This is a genomic window from Pseudomonas sp. FW507-12TSA, from assembly GCF_058781435.1.
Genome location: NZ_JBYSWT010000049.1, coordinates 21,796 through 36,496, shown reverse-complemented (window position 1 = coordinate 36,496; position 14,701 = coordinate 21,796). Strand labels below are relative to the sequence as shown.

General features: G+C 60.0%; 14 protein-coding genes. 4 read left to right on the top strand and 10 right to left on the bottom strand.

Features of this window, described 5'->3' with window-relative positions:
• Window positions 1-198: 198 nt before the first annotated feature.
• The 9 genes from msrQ to mrcB all read right to left on the bottom strand — a co-directional run bounded on the left by msrQ (window position 199) and on the right by mrcB (window position 10,179).
• A complete protein-coding gene (msrQ, locus tag AC3WK8_RS30770) occupies window positions 199-819 on the bottom strand; it encodes a protein-methionine-sulfoxide reductase heme-binding subunit MsrQ (RefSeq protein ID WP_103326353.1) in 621 nt (206 codons plus the stop codon).
• Window positions 819-1,832, bottom strand: a complete 1,014-nt coding sequence (gene msrP / locus AC3WK8_RS30765; protein WP_103326354.1) for a protein-methionine-sulfoxide reductase catalytic subunit MsrP — start codon at window positions 1,830-1,832, stop codon at window positions 819-821. The genes msrQ and msrP overlap by 1 nt, the downstream gene beginning before the upstream one ends.
• Before the next feature lie 63 nt (window positions 1,833-1,895).
• Entirely contained in the window at window positions 1,896-2,753 is an 858-nt protein-coding gene (gene pssA / locus AC3WK8_RS30760; protein WP_053138721.1) for a CDP-diacylglycerol--serine O-phosphatidyltransferase, read from the bottom strand.
• 146 nt (window positions 2,754-2,899) lie between these two features.
• Entirely contained in the window at window positions 2,900-3,916 is a 1,017-nt protein-coding gene (ilvC, locus tag AC3WK8_RS30755) for a ketol-acid reductoisomerase (protein WP_022641000.1), read from the bottom strand.
• A gap of 45 nt (window positions 3,917-3,961) precedes the next feature.
• Window positions 3,962-4,453 carry an acetolactate synthase small subunit gene (ilvN, locus tag AC3WK8_RS30750; RefSeq protein ID WP_011063488.1) on the bottom strand — a complete coding sequence of 164 codons (492 nt, stop codon included), beginning with the start codon at window positions 4,451-4,453 and terminating at the stop codon, window positions 3,962-3,964.
• A 1-nt stretch (window position 4,454) separates the two neighbouring features.
• Window positions 4,455-6,179 carry an acetolactate synthase 3 large subunit gene (locus AC3WK8_RS30745; RefSeq protein WP_085600588.1) on the bottom strand — a complete coding sequence of 575 codons (1,725 nt, stop codon included), beginning with the start codon at window positions 6,177-6,179 and terminating at the stop codon, window positions 4,455-4,457.
• 577 nt (window positions 6,180-6,756) lie between these two features.
• Window positions 6,757-7,092: a YqcC family protein gene (locus AC3WK8_RS30740; protein ID WP_053138724.1), complete on the bottom strand. Its 336-nt coding sequence runs from the start codon at window positions 7,090-7,092 to the stop codon at window positions 6,757-6,759.
• Window positions 7,092-7,838, bottom strand: a complete 747-nt coding sequence (locus AC3WK8_RS30735; RefSeq protein WP_053138727.1) for a tetratricopeptide repeat protein — start codon at window positions 7,836-7,838, stop codon at window positions 7,092-7,094. Before AC3WK8_RS30735 ends, AC3WK8_RS30740 begins: the two co-directional genes overlap by 1 nt.
• Window positions 7,839-7,854: 16 nt before the next feature.
• Window positions 7,855-10,179: a penicillin-binding protein 1B gene (gene mrcB, locus AC3WK8_RS30730; protein ID WP_085600575.1), complete on the bottom strand. Its 2,325-nt coding sequence runs from the start codon at window positions 10,177-10,179 to the stop codon at window positions 7,855-7,857.
• A 114-nt stretch (window positions 10,180-10,293) separates the two neighbouring features.
• On the opposite strand from mrcB, the gene AC3WK8_RS30725 reads away from it, so the two are divergent.
• The 4 genes from AC3WK8_RS30725 (at window position 10,294) to AC3WK8_RS30710 (ending at window position 13,594) form a co-directional block, all read left to right on the top strand.
• The gene (locus AC3WK8_RS30725; protein ID WP_085600573.1) at window positions 10,294-11,850 is read left to right on the top strand and encodes a bifunctional aminoglycoside phosphotransferase/ATP-binding protein; all 1,557 of its coding nucleotides are present in this window, start codon (window positions 10,294-10,296) and stop codon (window positions 11,848-11,850) included.
• A gap of 93 nt (window positions 11,851-11,943) precedes the next feature.
• Complete coding sequence (locus AC3WK8_RS30720; protein WP_022641006.1) at window positions 11,944-12,288, top strand: pentapeptide repeat-containing protein; 345 nt, start codon at window positions 11,944-11,946, stop codon at window positions 12,286-12,288.
• A gap of 219 nt (window positions 12,289-12,507) precedes the next feature.
• Window positions 12,508-12,780, top strand: coding sequence for a TfoX/Sxy family protein (locus tag AC3WK8_RS30715; RefSeq protein WP_085600571.1), 273 nt, complete (start codon window positions 12,508-12,510; stop codon window positions 12,778-12,780).
• 13 nt (window positions 12,781-12,793) lie between these two features.
• Window positions 12,794-13,594 carry a Crp/Fnr family transcriptional regulator gene (locus tag AC3WK8_RS30710; protein WP_103326355.1) on the top strand — a complete coding sequence of 267 codons (801 nt, stop codon included), beginning with the start codon at window positions 12,794-12,796 and terminating at the stop codon, window positions 13,592-13,594.
• Between the two features lie 232 nt (window positions 13,595-13,826).
• Here AC3WK8_RS30710 and AC3WK8_RS30705 read toward each other — a convergent pair whose 3' ends face one another.
• The gene (locus AC3WK8_RS30705; protein ID WP_103326356.1) at window positions 13,827-14,690 is read right to left on the bottom strand and encodes a ChaN family lipoprotein; all 864 of its coding nucleotides are present in this window, start codon (window positions 14,688-14,690) and stop codon (window positions 13,827-13,829) included.
• Window positions 14,691-14,701 lie beyond the last annotated feature (11 nt).

Here is a 14,701-nt window from a genome sequence, read left to right as displayed (position 1 = left end):
ACCGCTTTCGACCGAGAGGATCGAAACGCTAACAAGGCCACTTTCGCTGCCTTATCAGCTCCTTTCGGGCTTCGATGGACTGAAGCCTGACCGCTGTCGAAATCTTCGTAACTCGTTGAATCTCAAGGAGTTTTCCGTTTCGACTGCGCCGGAAGTGGGGCGAATTATAGACCTGTAGAATCTGCCGTCAAGCACTAATTACGCTTTTCTTGCAGAAGATGCTTTTCCAATCATAAGCCGAGGAATACGCCGAGCCACGGAGGGCAGGCGCAGCACCATTAATACTGCCCCCAAAGACGCGTAGATGGCCCATTCCTTCAAATCGGCCCTAACGATCCACAACATATGCAGCAACCCAAGCCCAAGAATGAAATAGACCAAGCGATGCAACTTCTTCCAGCGAGCTCCCAACCGTCGTTGGCTGTAGCGATTGGATGTTACCGCCAACGACAGCAGAAGGATGAACCCCAAACTACCGACAAGGATATAAGGCCGCTTGCGCAACTCCACGCCAAGTTGCGACCAGTCCAACCCCAGTATGAAAACGCCATAGGCAGTCAAATGCAGCGCCACATAAGCAAAGCACCATAATCCCAACTGCCGTCGCACAGCGATCCAACCCGACCAACCTGTCAGCATCTGCAGTGGCGTCATGCTCAACGTGAGTAACAGAAACACCAGGGCTCCCAACCCCAGCCGATCGACCAGGACCTTGCCCGGGTCGGGCCCCAACAGCGAAGCCCAAGCCTCATACAACCAATACATGGGCCATATCGCGCCTGCAATGAAGACACCGATGCGCCAGAGCGAATGACGCATCAGTAATCCTTCCTCAGATCCATCCCGCTATACAAAGAAGCGACCTCTTCCCCATAGCCATTGAACATCTGGGTTTCGCGGACATTCGGACTGAACAGCCCACTGGGAAGGCGCCGCTCTCGCGCCTGGGTCCAACGGGGATGGTCGACCGTCGGATTCACATTTGCATAAAAGCCGTATTCGTTAGCGGCGATACTCTGCCAGGTCGTCTTGGGCTGCTCACTGACCAAGCTGATGCGCACGATAGACTTCACGCTCTTGAAGCCATACTTCCAGGGCACGACCAACCGCAGCGGTGCGCCGTTCTGGTTCGGCAACTCCCGCCCATACATTCCCACCGCCAGGATCGCCAACGGATTCATCGCCTCATCGAGCCGCAGTCCTTCGACATAAGGCCAATCAATCAAGGCAAACCCGGAGCGCTGCCCCGGCATATGCTCGGGATCACGCAAGGTTTCAAAGCGAATGAACTTGGCCTTGCTGGTGGGCTCGACCTGCTTGAGCAGCGCAGAAACGGGAAAGCCGATCCAGGGGATCACCATCGACCAGGCTTCGACACAACGCAGTCGATAGATACGCTCCTCCAACTGGTAAGGCTTGATGAAGTCCTCGAGCGCGTAACGACCCGGCTTGGCTACCTCGCCATCCACTACCACGCTCCAAGGCTCAGTCTTCAGAGCTCCCGCATTGGCGGCGGGATCACCTTTATCAGTGCCGAATTCGTAGAAGTTGTTGTAGTGGGTCGCATCCTTGAAGGGAGTGATCGTCTCCCCTTGGGCAACCACCGCTTGCCAGCGAGTGGCCGGTAGTTTCTCCGTGAACCAGGAAGGAGCCTGCCCCGGGTCGACATCGGCATAGCGCACCGCCTCGTCCGCCCTGCCCCAACGAGGCAACGCAGCCGCGGCGAGACCTGCAACGGTGCCACCCAACAGGGCGCGTCGCGACAGGTAAAAGGATTCAGGAGTGATATCCGACGCTTTGCAATCGGAAGACTTGGGGAACTTGAGCAGCATGACAACTCCGCAGTATTGGAGGACAGATGCACCAATAGACTGCGGAGTATGGGGGAAATTACATCACTCGATGTGATTGCGGCGACGAAGATGCAGCAGGTACTGGATCGGACCGGAAGCCGCATAGGCCAGGAACACCAGCAACAGTACCCGGGGCGGATCACTGAACACCACCGCGAAGACCAGGACCACCGCCAGGATGGCCACGAACGGCACCCGGCCCTTGAGATCGAGATCCTTGAAGCTGTTGTACTTGATGTTGCTGACCATCAGCATGCCGGCAGCCGCCACCATCAGGGCCACCAGGAACGACATCTTCGACCCCTGGATACCATAGTCACTGAAGGCCCAGACGATACCTGCCACCACACCCGCAGCCGCCGGACTGGCCAGGCCGATGAAGTAACGCTTGTCGGCCGTCCCCACTTGAGTATTGAAACGTGCCAGGCGCAATGCGGCACCGGCTACATAAATGAAGGCGACCATCCAGCCAACCTTGCCCATGTCGCCCAGCGCCCAGCCGAAGGCCAGCAACGCCGGGGCAACGCCGAACGCCACCATGTCCGACAAGGAATCGTACTCGGCACCGAACGCACTCTGAGTGTTGGTCATCCGGGCTACGCGGCCATCCAGGCCATCAAGCACCATGGCAACGAAAATCGCGATGGCAGCAAAGGCAAAATACTTGCTCGCTCCGGCAGCATCCCCGGCACTCAGGGCACTCTGGGCGCTCATGGAGCTGATGATGGAATAGAACCCCGCGAACAGGTTCGCAGTGGTGAACAGATTCGGCAGAAGATAGATACCACGATGCCGGACTTTACGGCCTTCAGCGTCATGTCCTTCTTCGACATGCTCATCGATCGGTAGCAGGCTTTCGGCGTCAGAGGCCTGGTTTGGCTCTTCGGGACGTTCGCTCATGGACATTACCTTGCAACGGTGTGAAAAGTTTCGACAGATACCCCGGGCCACGGTTCGGCCACAAAGGAGCCTGCTTTATACCAGAACCTATCCCCGCAAACGAAAAAACGCGGCCTAGGCCGCGTTTTCCCTGACAAGACTCGAACTTAGTTCTTGGTTTTGTCGACGATCTTGTTGGCAGAGATCCACGGCATCATCGAACGCAGTTGCTCGCCGATGATCTCGATGCCGTGAGCGGCGTTGTTACGACGCTTGGCGGTCATGGATGGGTAGCCGGTAGCACCTTCGCTGATGAACATCTTCGCGTACTCGCCGTCCTGGATGCGCTTCAGGGCGTTGCGCATGGCCTGGCGGGATTCGGCGTTGATGACTTCTGGGCCCGTCACGTATTCGCCGTACTCGGCGTTGTTGGAGATCGAGTAGTTCATGTTGGCGATACCGCCTTCGTACATGAGGTCAACGATCAGCTTCAGCTCGTGCAGGCATTCGAAGTAGGCCATTTCCGGCGCGTAGCCGGCTTCGACCAGGGTTTCGAAACCGGCCTTGACCAGTTCCACGGTGCCGCCACACAGAACGGCTTGCTCGCCGAACAGGTCGGTTTCGGTCTCGTCCTTGAAGGTGGTTTCGATGATGCCGGTACGGCCACCACCTACACCTGCGGCATAGGACAGGGCGACGTTCTTGGCATTGCCCGAAGCATCCTGGTAGATGGCGATCAGGTCAGGGATACCACCGCCCTTGACGAACTCGGAACGCACGGTGTGACCCGGGGCTTTCGGCGCGATCATGATCACGTCCAGGTCGGCACGAGGAACTACCTGGTTGTAGTGGATCGAAAAACCGTGGGAGAAGGCCAGGGTGGCGCCTTTCTTGATGTTCGGCTCGATTTCGTTCTTGTACAAGGCGCCCTGGAACTCGTCTGGAGTCAGGATCATGACCAGGTCGGCAGCGGCGACAGCAGTAGCCACGTCGGCAACTTTCAAGCCATGGGCTTCGGCCTTGGCAACGGTGGCCGAGCCTTTACGCAGGCCGACAGTCACGTCGACGCCGGAGTCTTTCAGGTTGCAAGCTTGAGCGTGACCCTGGGAACCGTAACCGATGATGGCAACCTTCTTGCCCTGGATGATCGACAGGTCGCAGTCTTTATCGTAGAAAACTTTCATGAACTTCCCCTATGTCAGGCCGTTCCGGCCATTCGCTAATTTGAATTAGATGCTCAGTACTTTGTCGCCACGGGCAATCCCGGTGACGCCACTGCGTACGGTTTCCAGAATCGATGCGGTACCGATCGATTGAATGAAGCTGTCGAGCTTGTCGCTGGTACCGGTCAGTTGAACGGTATACACGCTAGCGCTGACATCAACGATCTGCCCACGGTAGATATCGGTGGTGCGCTTGACCTCGGCGCGCTGGGCACCGGTCGCCTTGATCTTGACCAACATCAGCTCACGCTCGATGTGGGCACTTTCCGACAGATCCACCAGCTTGACCACCTCGACCAGCTTGTTCAGGTTCTTGGTGATCTGCTCGATGATCTCGTCATGACCGACGGTAGTCAGGGTCAAGCGCGACAAGGTCGGGTCTTCGGTTGGCGCCACAGTCAGGCTTTCGATGTTGTAGTTGCGCTGAGAGAACAGGCCGACAACACGAGACAGGGCGCCCGGTTCGTTTTCCAGAAGCAAGGAGATGATGTGCCGCATATTAAGTACGCTCCGTCTTGCTCAGCCACATATCGCGCATGGAGCCGTCTTTGATCTGCATCGGATAGACGTGCTCGCTGGTATCGACCTGGATATCGAGGAACACCAGGCGATCCTTCATGGCGAACGCTTCTTCCATCTTCGGCTTCAAGTCCTTCAGGTCGGTGATGCGGATACCCACGTGACCGTAGGCCTCGACCAGCCGGACGAAGTCAGGCAGCGATTCCATGTAGGAGTGCGAATGACGGCTGCCATAGCTCATGTCCTGCCATTGGCGAACCATACCCAGCACGCCGTTGTTCAGGTTGACGATCTTGACTGGCAGGTCGTACTGCAGGCAGGTGGACAGCTCCTGGATATTCATCTGGATACTGCCTTCACCCGTGACGCAGGCGACATCATTATCAGGGAAGCTCAACTTGACCCCCATGGCCGCCGGGAAACCGAAGCCCATGGTGCCCAGGCCACCGGAGTTGATCCACCGGTTGGGTTTGTTGAACTTGTAGTACTGCGCCGCGAACATCTGGTGCTGGCCCACGTCGGAGGTCACAAAGGCATCGCCCTTGGTCACTTCGCAGAGGGTCTCGATCACGGTCTGTGGCTTGATGATGCTGCCGTCACCCTTGTCGTAAGGGAACAGGCCGCGGTCACCGCGCCACTCGTCGATCTGCTTCCACCAACTGGCGACCGTATCCTTGTTCGGGGTATCGCCGATTTCCTTGAGGGCCGCGACCATTTCGGTCAGGACGCTCTCCACTGGGCCCACGATCGGCACGTCGGCCTTGATGGTCTTGGAGATCGAAGCCGGGTCGATATCGACATGGATGATCTTGGCGTTCGGGCAGAACTTCGGCGCACCGTTGATGACCCGGTCGTCGAAGCGCGCACCCACGGCCAGGATCACATCGGCATGGTGCATGGCCAGGTTGGCGGTATAGCTGCCATGCATGCCGAGCATGCCGACGAACTGCCGATCGGTCCCCGGATAGGCACCCAGGCCCATCAAGGTGTTGGTGACCGGCAGGTTGAGCATCTTGGCCAGCTCGGTCAACGCGGCGGAACCACCGCCGAGAATCACGCCACCGCCGGAATACAGCACGGGACGCTTGGCCGACAGGAGCATCTCCGCCGCCTTGCGAATCTGTCCGGAGTGACCACGAACGGCTGGGCTGTACGAGCGCAGCTTGGCCTTCTTGGGAAAAACGTATTCGAACTTTTCAGCCGGGTTGGTCATGTCCTTGGGGATATCGACCACCACCGGGCCAGGACGACCCGATTGCGCCAGATAGAAGGCCTTCTTCATGACTTCCGGAATTTCCGAAGCGTGCTTGATCATGAAGCTGTGCTTCACGATCGGCCGGGAGATACCGATCATGTCGGTTTCCTGGAACGCGTCGGTACCGACCATGGTGCTGGGCACCTGGCCAGAAATGACCACCATCGGAATCGAGTCCATGTAGGCGGTGGCAATACCGGTAATGGCATTGGTCGCGCCCGGGCCGGACGTCACCAGGACCACGCCGGCCTTGCCGGTGGCACGGGCATAACCGTCAGCCATATGGGTAGCCGCTTGTTCGTGACGAACCAGGATGTGGGTAACTTCCGGTTCCTTGAACAGGGCATCGTAAACATGAAGGAGAGCACCACCTGGGTACCCGTAGATATATTTGACGCCTTCGTCACGCAAGAAGCGGACGAGCATCTCACCGCCAGATAAAAGCTCCACGTTGTTCACCTCTAAAACGCCAGAATACCGCCCTCAAAAGGGAGCGGGTCTTAATAGGTTTACTTCTCAGCAGAGCATGAGCGACGGTGGTCGCCGACTACGTCAGCACTGACTGAGCAAGCATTGGGAATGCCCCAAAGTGTTGCGGGGATTTCCCACCCAGCGCGAGGTAACGCGTTGCGGGTGTAGCACTTCGGTGCGGATGTGCACCTCATGATCTGCTGAGCGGGTCTGCTTCTGGCAGTCCCTCTACAGCGGACTTTGGATTCTTCTGTTTCGCCCTCGGCAAGTCAAGCTGTCTATATAGCTAATTCGAACTACGCTCACTAAAACGCAATAAATAGCCCAAAACCAGGGTAAATTTACGCTTCAATTGCGCGTTTTTCCGCAAGAATCTCAGAAATACGAACCTTGACTTTGCCGTTCGAGCACCATCCAAGTCGGACTAGGCAGAGGCCTTGGCCACGGCAGGAACAGAGATCGGGAGCATGCGACCCAATCATGGGTCGACCCGGCACGGGGATGCACGCAGAAGTGGCGGGCTAGAGGCTGCCAGGAGGCTCCTGGCAGCCTTGTTTCAGCGAGTGGCGACGATCAGTTGATCGAACTCTTTGAGCAGCACTTGCAGCTGCAGATCACGCCCTTGCATCGAGCGGCTGGAGAACACCATCTCGGCCATCTCCTGGATCCCGGAAGCATTGGGCAGCGGCAGGTCCTGTTCAAGGATCATCTTCATGCGCGGCAGGAAGATCCATTGCAGCCACTGCTCGAACTCCAGCGTATCCACGGCGAACGGCTGGGTGCTGGCCAGGGCTTCGGCGCTGGGAGACTCATCCCCCCATAGCCCCTGAAGCCGCAGTTCACGCTCGATCAACAGCAACTGTTCGGCGATCTTGGGAAAACGTACGTCCATCACAGCGACACCCGGGCCTTCTGGCGAGCCTGGGCTGCACCGGCGGCATCCCCCTGCTTATCACGCGCCTGGGCGATCAACTCCCACAGGCTGGCTTGAAGGTCAGGGCGGCCATTGGCGAAGCTCAGGCCACGGCGAGCGAACTGTTCGGCTTGTGGGGCATCGCCCTGGGCCATGCGCACCTGGGCCAGGCGATACAGCACTTGCGGTTCCCGGGGAGCCACTCGCTGCGCGCGCTCGAGGCTGGAAGAAGCGCCGTTCAGGTCACCACTGGACTGTTGCTGCTGAGCGGTCGTGAGCAACGCCAGTACCGGGCCATCCAACTGCTCGTCCGCCGACAGGCCACCGGAACGGGCCGAGGGAATGCCGCTTGGAGCCGAGGGCATGTTGTAGCTGCCCTGGTTGATCGGTGCTGGCTGGTAGCTCGAACCATCCACAGGCCCAGGTGTAATGGGACCGGAAGAAACCGGGCCCGGGGTGATCGGCGAAGTGCTGATCGGTGTCGAGGTGGTCGCGCCACCACCCGGTACCATGACCACCACGCCCGAATCCTGGGGAATAGTCTGGGCTTGGGCCTGCGCCGGACGCTTGATCGTCGTCTGGCGGAAACCTCCGGTAGCGGAAATCCGCTCATTGTTGGACACGGCTGTACCCGAGTCCACGACGGGAATCGAGCCGCGCTGCACGCTGGCGCAACCATTGAGCAACGCCAGAGCTGTAATAGCTGGAACCCACCACTTGTTCACGTCAAATCCTCATCGCTTAGTTCATCCAGCCCTTGACCCAATCCATCACCGACTCGCCACCTGCCGGGCTTTCGCCACCGCAGGAAGCGCCGGGAGGCGGTTCGCTGCCGCGAATATACGGCATCTGCACAGCCCCCGGACAGTTGGCATCGGAGCCCTGCCCGGTACGTGAATCGACCCAGGCCTGGACCACGTTGTCCGGCTGCGGCATGTCCAGCGGCAGCGGATCGGCCTTGCGCATGAAACTGGTCCACACCTGCAGGGCGCCGGTGGCTCCCGTGAACGGCGTCTTGCCGTTGTCGTCGCGGCCAAGCCAGATCACTGCCAGCAGGTCCTGGCTGAACCCGGCGAACCAGCTGTCGCGGGAATCGTTACTGGTACCGGTCTTGCCGGCGAGCGTCAGGCTGCTGGGCAGCACGCTGTACACCGAGCGCCCGGTCCCCTCGCGCATGACTCGCTGCATGGCGCTCTGGATCAGGTAGATCGAGCCCGCATCGAAACGCTGCTGGATCTGGAACGGATAGCGCTTGAGCGGCTCGCCCTCAGCGGTCAGCACACTGCGAATCCCGCGCATCGGCGTATTGAAACCGCCATTGGCCAGGGTCTGGTACATGGTGGCCACTTCCATCGGGCTCATGCCCCCAGCGCCCAGCAGCATGGATGGGAATGCCGGGAATTCCCGGGTTACCCCCAGGCGCCCGAGCGTCTTCAAGACATTCGGCACGCCCACTTCCAGGCCGAGCCGGGCCGTGGAAAGGTTGTAGGAATGCGCCAGCCCCTGGTACAGGAAGACCGTGCCATGGCTGCGCCGATCATAGTTCTGCGGCTTCCACACCTGGCCATCCGCGCCCTTGACCGAGAAGGCCTCATCCGAAAGCCAGCTGGTCAGCGTGTATTGGCTGGGCTTCTCCAGGGCCGTCAGGTAGACCGCCGGCTTGATCAGCGAGCCGATCGGACGTACGGCATCCAGGGCTCGGTTGAATCCGGCGAAACCGGCCTGGCGACTACCGATCATCGCCTGGACTTCACCGGTTTCCGGGTTGGTCACCACCATCGCCGCCTCGACCTCATCCGAACCCTTGCGTCCGGACAAGCGCTTGAAGGTGTCGTTGACGGAGGCTTCGGCCTTCATTTGCAGGATCGGATCGAAGCTGGTGAAGATCCGCAGTCCTTCCTCGGTCAAGTCTTCATCGCGATAGTCTTCGCGCAGCTGGCGCTTGACCAGGTCGAGGAAGCCGGGGAACGAACTGTCTGCCAGGCTGCCGCGCTTGGTCACGCCCAGGGGCATCTTCTTCGCTGCCTCGACCTGCTCTGGCGTGGCGACGCCCTGTTGAGCCAGCAGATCTAGCACCAGGTTACGCCGCTCCAGAGCACGTTCCGGATAACGCCGCGGGTTGTAATAGGAAGGTCCCTTGACCATGCCCACCAATAGCGCCACTTGATGCAGCTTGAGTTCGGACAGCGGCTGGCTGAAGAAGAACTGGCTGGCCAGGCCGAAACCATGCACCGCGCGCTGGCCATCCTGGCCGACGAACACTTCGTTGAGGTAGGCCTCGAGGATCTCGCGCTTGTCGTAATGCAGCTCCAGCAACAAGGCCATCATGGCCTCGGTGAGCTTGCGCGACAGGCTGCGCTCGTTGGTCAGGAAGAAGTTCTTCACCAATTGCTGGGTCAGGGTGCTACCGCCCTGGCGCATCTGGCCCGACGAAGTGTTGACCCAGATCGCCCGGGCGATGGACTTGGGCGAGACCCCAAAGTGCGAGTAGAAGTCCCGGTCCTCGACGGTCACCAGGGTTTCCAGCAGGTACGGCGGAACCTGGTCGATCTTGATCAGGATCCGGTCTTCGAGGTTCTTGGGATACAGGCCACCAATCAACAGGGGCTCAAGACGTACCACCGCCAGTTTCGCGCCCTTGCTGCCGGACAGTTCGGCCACGTAATCGCCGGAGAAACGCACGCGCACCGGCTGCGCCTGCTCCAGTCCTTCATAGAACTGGAAGCCTCGGGTATTCAAGTCAACTGTATTGCCGCTGACCGAAGCCGCGCCGGGGCCATTGGCAACGCTTTCACGGCGATAGCCCAAGGCATCGAGCTCCGTGAGGAAGTCGTCCTTGCTGAGCTTCTGTCCGACGAACAGCTCCAGCGGGCGCGCATAGACCTTGGCCGGAATGGTCCAGCGCTTGCCGGAGAACTTCTCCTGGACCACGGCATCGAGGTAGACGGCGAAGCCGGCCAGCACCACCAGGCCCACCAGACTGAGCTTGAGCGCCCAGCCCAGCCAGGGACGCAGGCCGCCAGAGGGAGATTTTTTTGCAGAACGAGGGGATCGGGTACGAGTCATGGCGGCGGATTATACGCACTTTGATTCATCATCAACATGCGCCAGCGAGGTTTGCCATGACGCCCACAGCGGCCATAATGACGCCCTCGATTTTCCGACCCTGAAGGACCGCCTGTGAGCCAGTCACTGATCGCCGCCTTGCAAAACCCAGCTCTGTACCCGCATCCGGTAGACGGATTCCAGGTCATCGAAACCCATATTTCCTGGGTGATCCTCACCGGCCCCTTCGCCTATAAAGTGAAGAAGCCGGTCAACTTCGGCTTCCTGGACTTCACCAGCCTGGAAGCCCGGGAGCATTTCTGCGCCGAGGAGCTGCGTCTTAACCAGCGCCTGACCCAGGACCTGTACCTGGAGGTCTTGCCAGTCACTGGCAGTGTCGAGACCCCGGAACTGGGCGGTAGCGGCCCGGTGGTCGACTATGTGCTGAAAATGCGCCAGTTCCCCCAGAGCCAGTTGTTGAGCACCTTGCAGGCCAATGGCGAACTGACCACTGCGCACATCGACCAGATGGCCCGGCAGATCGCCCAGTTCCACCTCAGCGCTCCCCAGGTTCCCGCCGATCATGAAGCCGGAACCCCGGACAGTGTGATGGCGCCGGTGCGCCAGAACTTCGAGCAGATCCGCCCATTCCTCAGCGACAAGGCCGACCTGCAGCAACTCGAGGCCCTGGAAGCCTGGGCCGAAACCAGCTTCGAACGCCTCAAGCCCCTGCTGGCCCAGCGCAAGAACGATGGTTTCATTCGCGAATGCCACGGCGATATCCACCTGGGCAACGCCACCCTCATCGATGGCGACGTGGTGATCTTCGACTGCATCGAATTCAACGAGCCCTTCCGCTTTACCGATGTGTACGCCGACACCGGCTTCCTCGCCATGGACCTGGAAGACCGTGGCCTGAAGAGCCTGGCGCGACGTTTCGTCAGCCAGTACCTGGAACTGACCGGCGACTACCAGGGCCTGGAACTGCTCAACTTCTACAAGGCCTACCGCGCCCTGGTACGGGCCAAGGTCAGTCTGTTCAGCATGCCGGCCGACGCCACCGCAGTTCAGCGCGCCACCACCCTGCGCCAGTACCGCAACTACGCCAACCTGGCGGAAAGCTACAGCACCATTCCATCGCGCTTCCTGGCCATCACCTCCGGCGTCTCGGCGGTAGGCAAGAGCCATGTGGCCATGCGCCTGGTCGATGCCCTGGGCGCCGTTCGGCTGCGCTCCGACGTCGAACGCAAGCGCCTGTTCGGCGAGCAGCAGGGAGCCAATGACCTGCATGCCGGCATCTATAGCAACGATGCCAGCAACGCGACCTATGAGCGCCTGCATGAAATCGCCGAAGTCATCTTGCGTGCCGGCTTCCCCGTGGTCATCGACGCCACCTACCTCAAGCGTGCCCAGCGTGACGCCGCCGCCAAGGTTGCCGAAGCCACCGGCACGCCATGCCTGATCATCGACTGCAACGCCCCACAGGCGGTCATCGCCAGCTGGCTCGAGCAACGTCAGGCCGACCAGAACGATCCATCGGACGCTACCCTAGCGGTGATCGCCGAGCAGCAAGCCACGCGCGAGGCGTTGACAGAAGAGGAACTGCTGCGCAGCAAGCGCGTCGAGACCAACGAAAGCGGTAGCCTGGACGTCCTGGTCGCCAATATTCGCCAGCGCCTGCCGGGTCTCTGAGTCACTCTTTCAGTCGTGAAGTGGCAAAGACTTCACGGCTGAAAAACAGTGGCACTATACTGGCGTCATAAATCCACCGCCGGTGACGTCGCCATGAGCCAACCCAAACTTCTCGACACTGCGCTTTACGCTCTACTGCACAAGGACGACATCACGGGCTTCAACCGTGAGCGCCCCAAGGATCAACCCATCGACATGCGTGGCGGCGACTTCCGCGGTCTCGACCTGCGCGAACTGAACGCCACCGGCATCGATTTCACCGACGCCTATTTCCGCTCTGCCGACCTGCGCGGCCTGGATCTTCGAAACGCCTCGATGGAAGGCGCAAGCCTTGCCCACGCGCAGATTTCCGGGGCCTACTTCCCCGTGGAGCTGACTGCCGACGAGATCCTGATGTCGGTCAATTTCGGCACCCGCCTGCGTTACAACACCCGCTGAGGTTCCTCTCTGCATATCCGGCGCATCGCCCTGCGCCGGATATGCCCTCGCTCCTTCCCCTGCCGTACTGCGTCGCGAACTCCCCTCCGCTCCAACGATGAACTGACCCGCCTTAGAAGCATTTGCGTCGAACCCGACCAACGCACAGCGCGTTTTCTGCTGAGCGCTACACTCCTTTGAAGCTGCCCACTCACCATTCGGCCATCGCCAGGAGGCTTGATGAATGATGAACTGCAACACCTGAAGAACCTCGGCAAGACATCCGCGCAGTGGCTGCATGCAGTGGGCATCCATAGTGCTTCGGACCTGCGTCGCCTGGGAGCGGTGGACGCATACCGGGCCGTGCGCACCCGGGGTTTTCGTGCTTCGAAGGTCTTGCTCTATGCCATCGAGGGCGCGCTGATGGACATGCACTGGAACGACCTCCCCGCCGAACGCAAGGAAGCCCTGAACAAGCAGCTGGATGCCATTTCCACCCGTCCAAAAAACTGATTGGCACACTTCTATGTATCTATTGGGAGAGCAGCCGGCCTACGCCGATGCCTTGATCAATCGCCTGCAGAACATTCCGCCGCAACTGCTCGAAGGCCTGGCGCCCTGCGGCCCGACACTGGAACTGCCGGCCATGGCGGACCTTTCAGGCGCCCTGCCCGGCCATCAGATCTACCTGCTGGAAAGCGGTGTGATCCAGGCGAGCGTCGAGGATCGTCCACTGTTCTACCTGCACGAAGGCGACCTGGTGGGACTGCGTCGGGGCCTCGAGCAGCCCCACTGGCTGCTTGGCTGCGACGCGCCCTTGCAACTGATTCCGTACCTGAGGGCAGATGTGTTCCGGCACATCCATGCTGATGAACAGCGCTCGGAGTTGCTGCTGCAATACCTGATCGGCCAAACCGCCCTGCTCTCGGATGCCGTTGTCCGCCTGAAACCGCCGGAGCTGCGCAGTCATAATGGCTTCAAGCGCGTACAGCAAGGCGAAGTGCTGATCGCCCAGGGCGATGAGGCGGACCATGTCTTCGTGATAGTCGAGGGGCATGCCCAGGCCTTCGTCGACGGGCACAAGGTCGGCGACGTGCCCAAGGACGAGATCTTCGGCGCCATGTCGGTGTTCACCGGTGAAAAGCGCAGCGCCAGCGTGATCGCCAGCGAACCGACCACCGTGATGCTGATTCCCAGGGATCAGTTCCTCAGCCTGACCCAGAGCAATCCACGAGTAGCCCATAGCCTGATCGAAAGCATGGCCCGGCGCATCAACCTGTTGAACCGGGAAGTGATCCGGCTCAAGGCCCTCGGCAATCGCGAATAAGCCCGAATCCGGAGGACGATTCAAACGAGCGTTTAGCGAAATATGCAAAAACTGGAAATCATCACGTTGACATCGAAATGAGAATCGTTATGATTACCACAGCTGGTCGCGAGATCAGCCGATAACCTGGAAGACCAGTGGTTCGGACTCTCAGATTATCTCCTCATCAGGCTAATCACGGTTATTTGACCCGGCTCTGCCGGGTCTTTTTTTGCCTGCGAAAAACCTTCGCTCAATGCCTCAACGGTGCGCAGTAATCGCGTTCGGGTTGGGGCGGGGTGAACCAGACCAGGTCGGCATTGGCCAGATCCACCGAGTTGCCACGCTCCGCCAGCATCAACACCAGCACTTCCTGCGGATGCCCAAGGTCGGCCAGATGCAAGGGCACGCCCAGATCCTTGCGCGCATGGAACGCACCAGCAAACAACAAGGCAGGAGCCGGTGCCGCGAGCAGGCGCTCGGCCATGCGCCGATCACGCTGCTGCTGTACGGCCAGCATGGCCGGCACCTGGCTTTGTGGCAGTAGACCGCAATGGGATTCGCGAATTTGTGCGGCCAAGGTCGTGGTTACCCTGTTGTCATTGACCCGGGAGCCGGACAGCGATGGCGCCTTGGCATAGATATCACGCACTTCCTGGCGATCCAGGTTGGCACAGAGCAGCGGATAAGGCTGCTTCAAGGCATACCCCACTAACGGGCCATAGAGGCTCCAGTCCCAGCCGGGCTGCCAGGCCAGCGCAGCAGGCAGGTCATCAGGCCAACGCCCCGTGCCAACTGCCGCCTTGCTGGCATCCACGTGGGATTGCTGATCGGGGTTGAGCATCTCCAGCAGCAAGCTGCCCTGGGGCCGTTGCACGGCCATCGAACGCAGCAACCACAATTGCACGGCGTGGTGCTCGGGGTTGTCGTGCTGCTCGCCGACGATCACCCGTGATGCCTGGCCCAACAGCACCGCCAGCTCTTCGGGAGCAAGTATTCGACCATTGCGCAGGTCGACGATGCTGCCCACAGGCGTCGCCACGGGAGGCGGCAGGATCGGGGCCGAGGTCTGGCAGCCCGCCAGTGACAACACCAGCAGAAGTAGCAACGAACGCATCGGAACGCCTC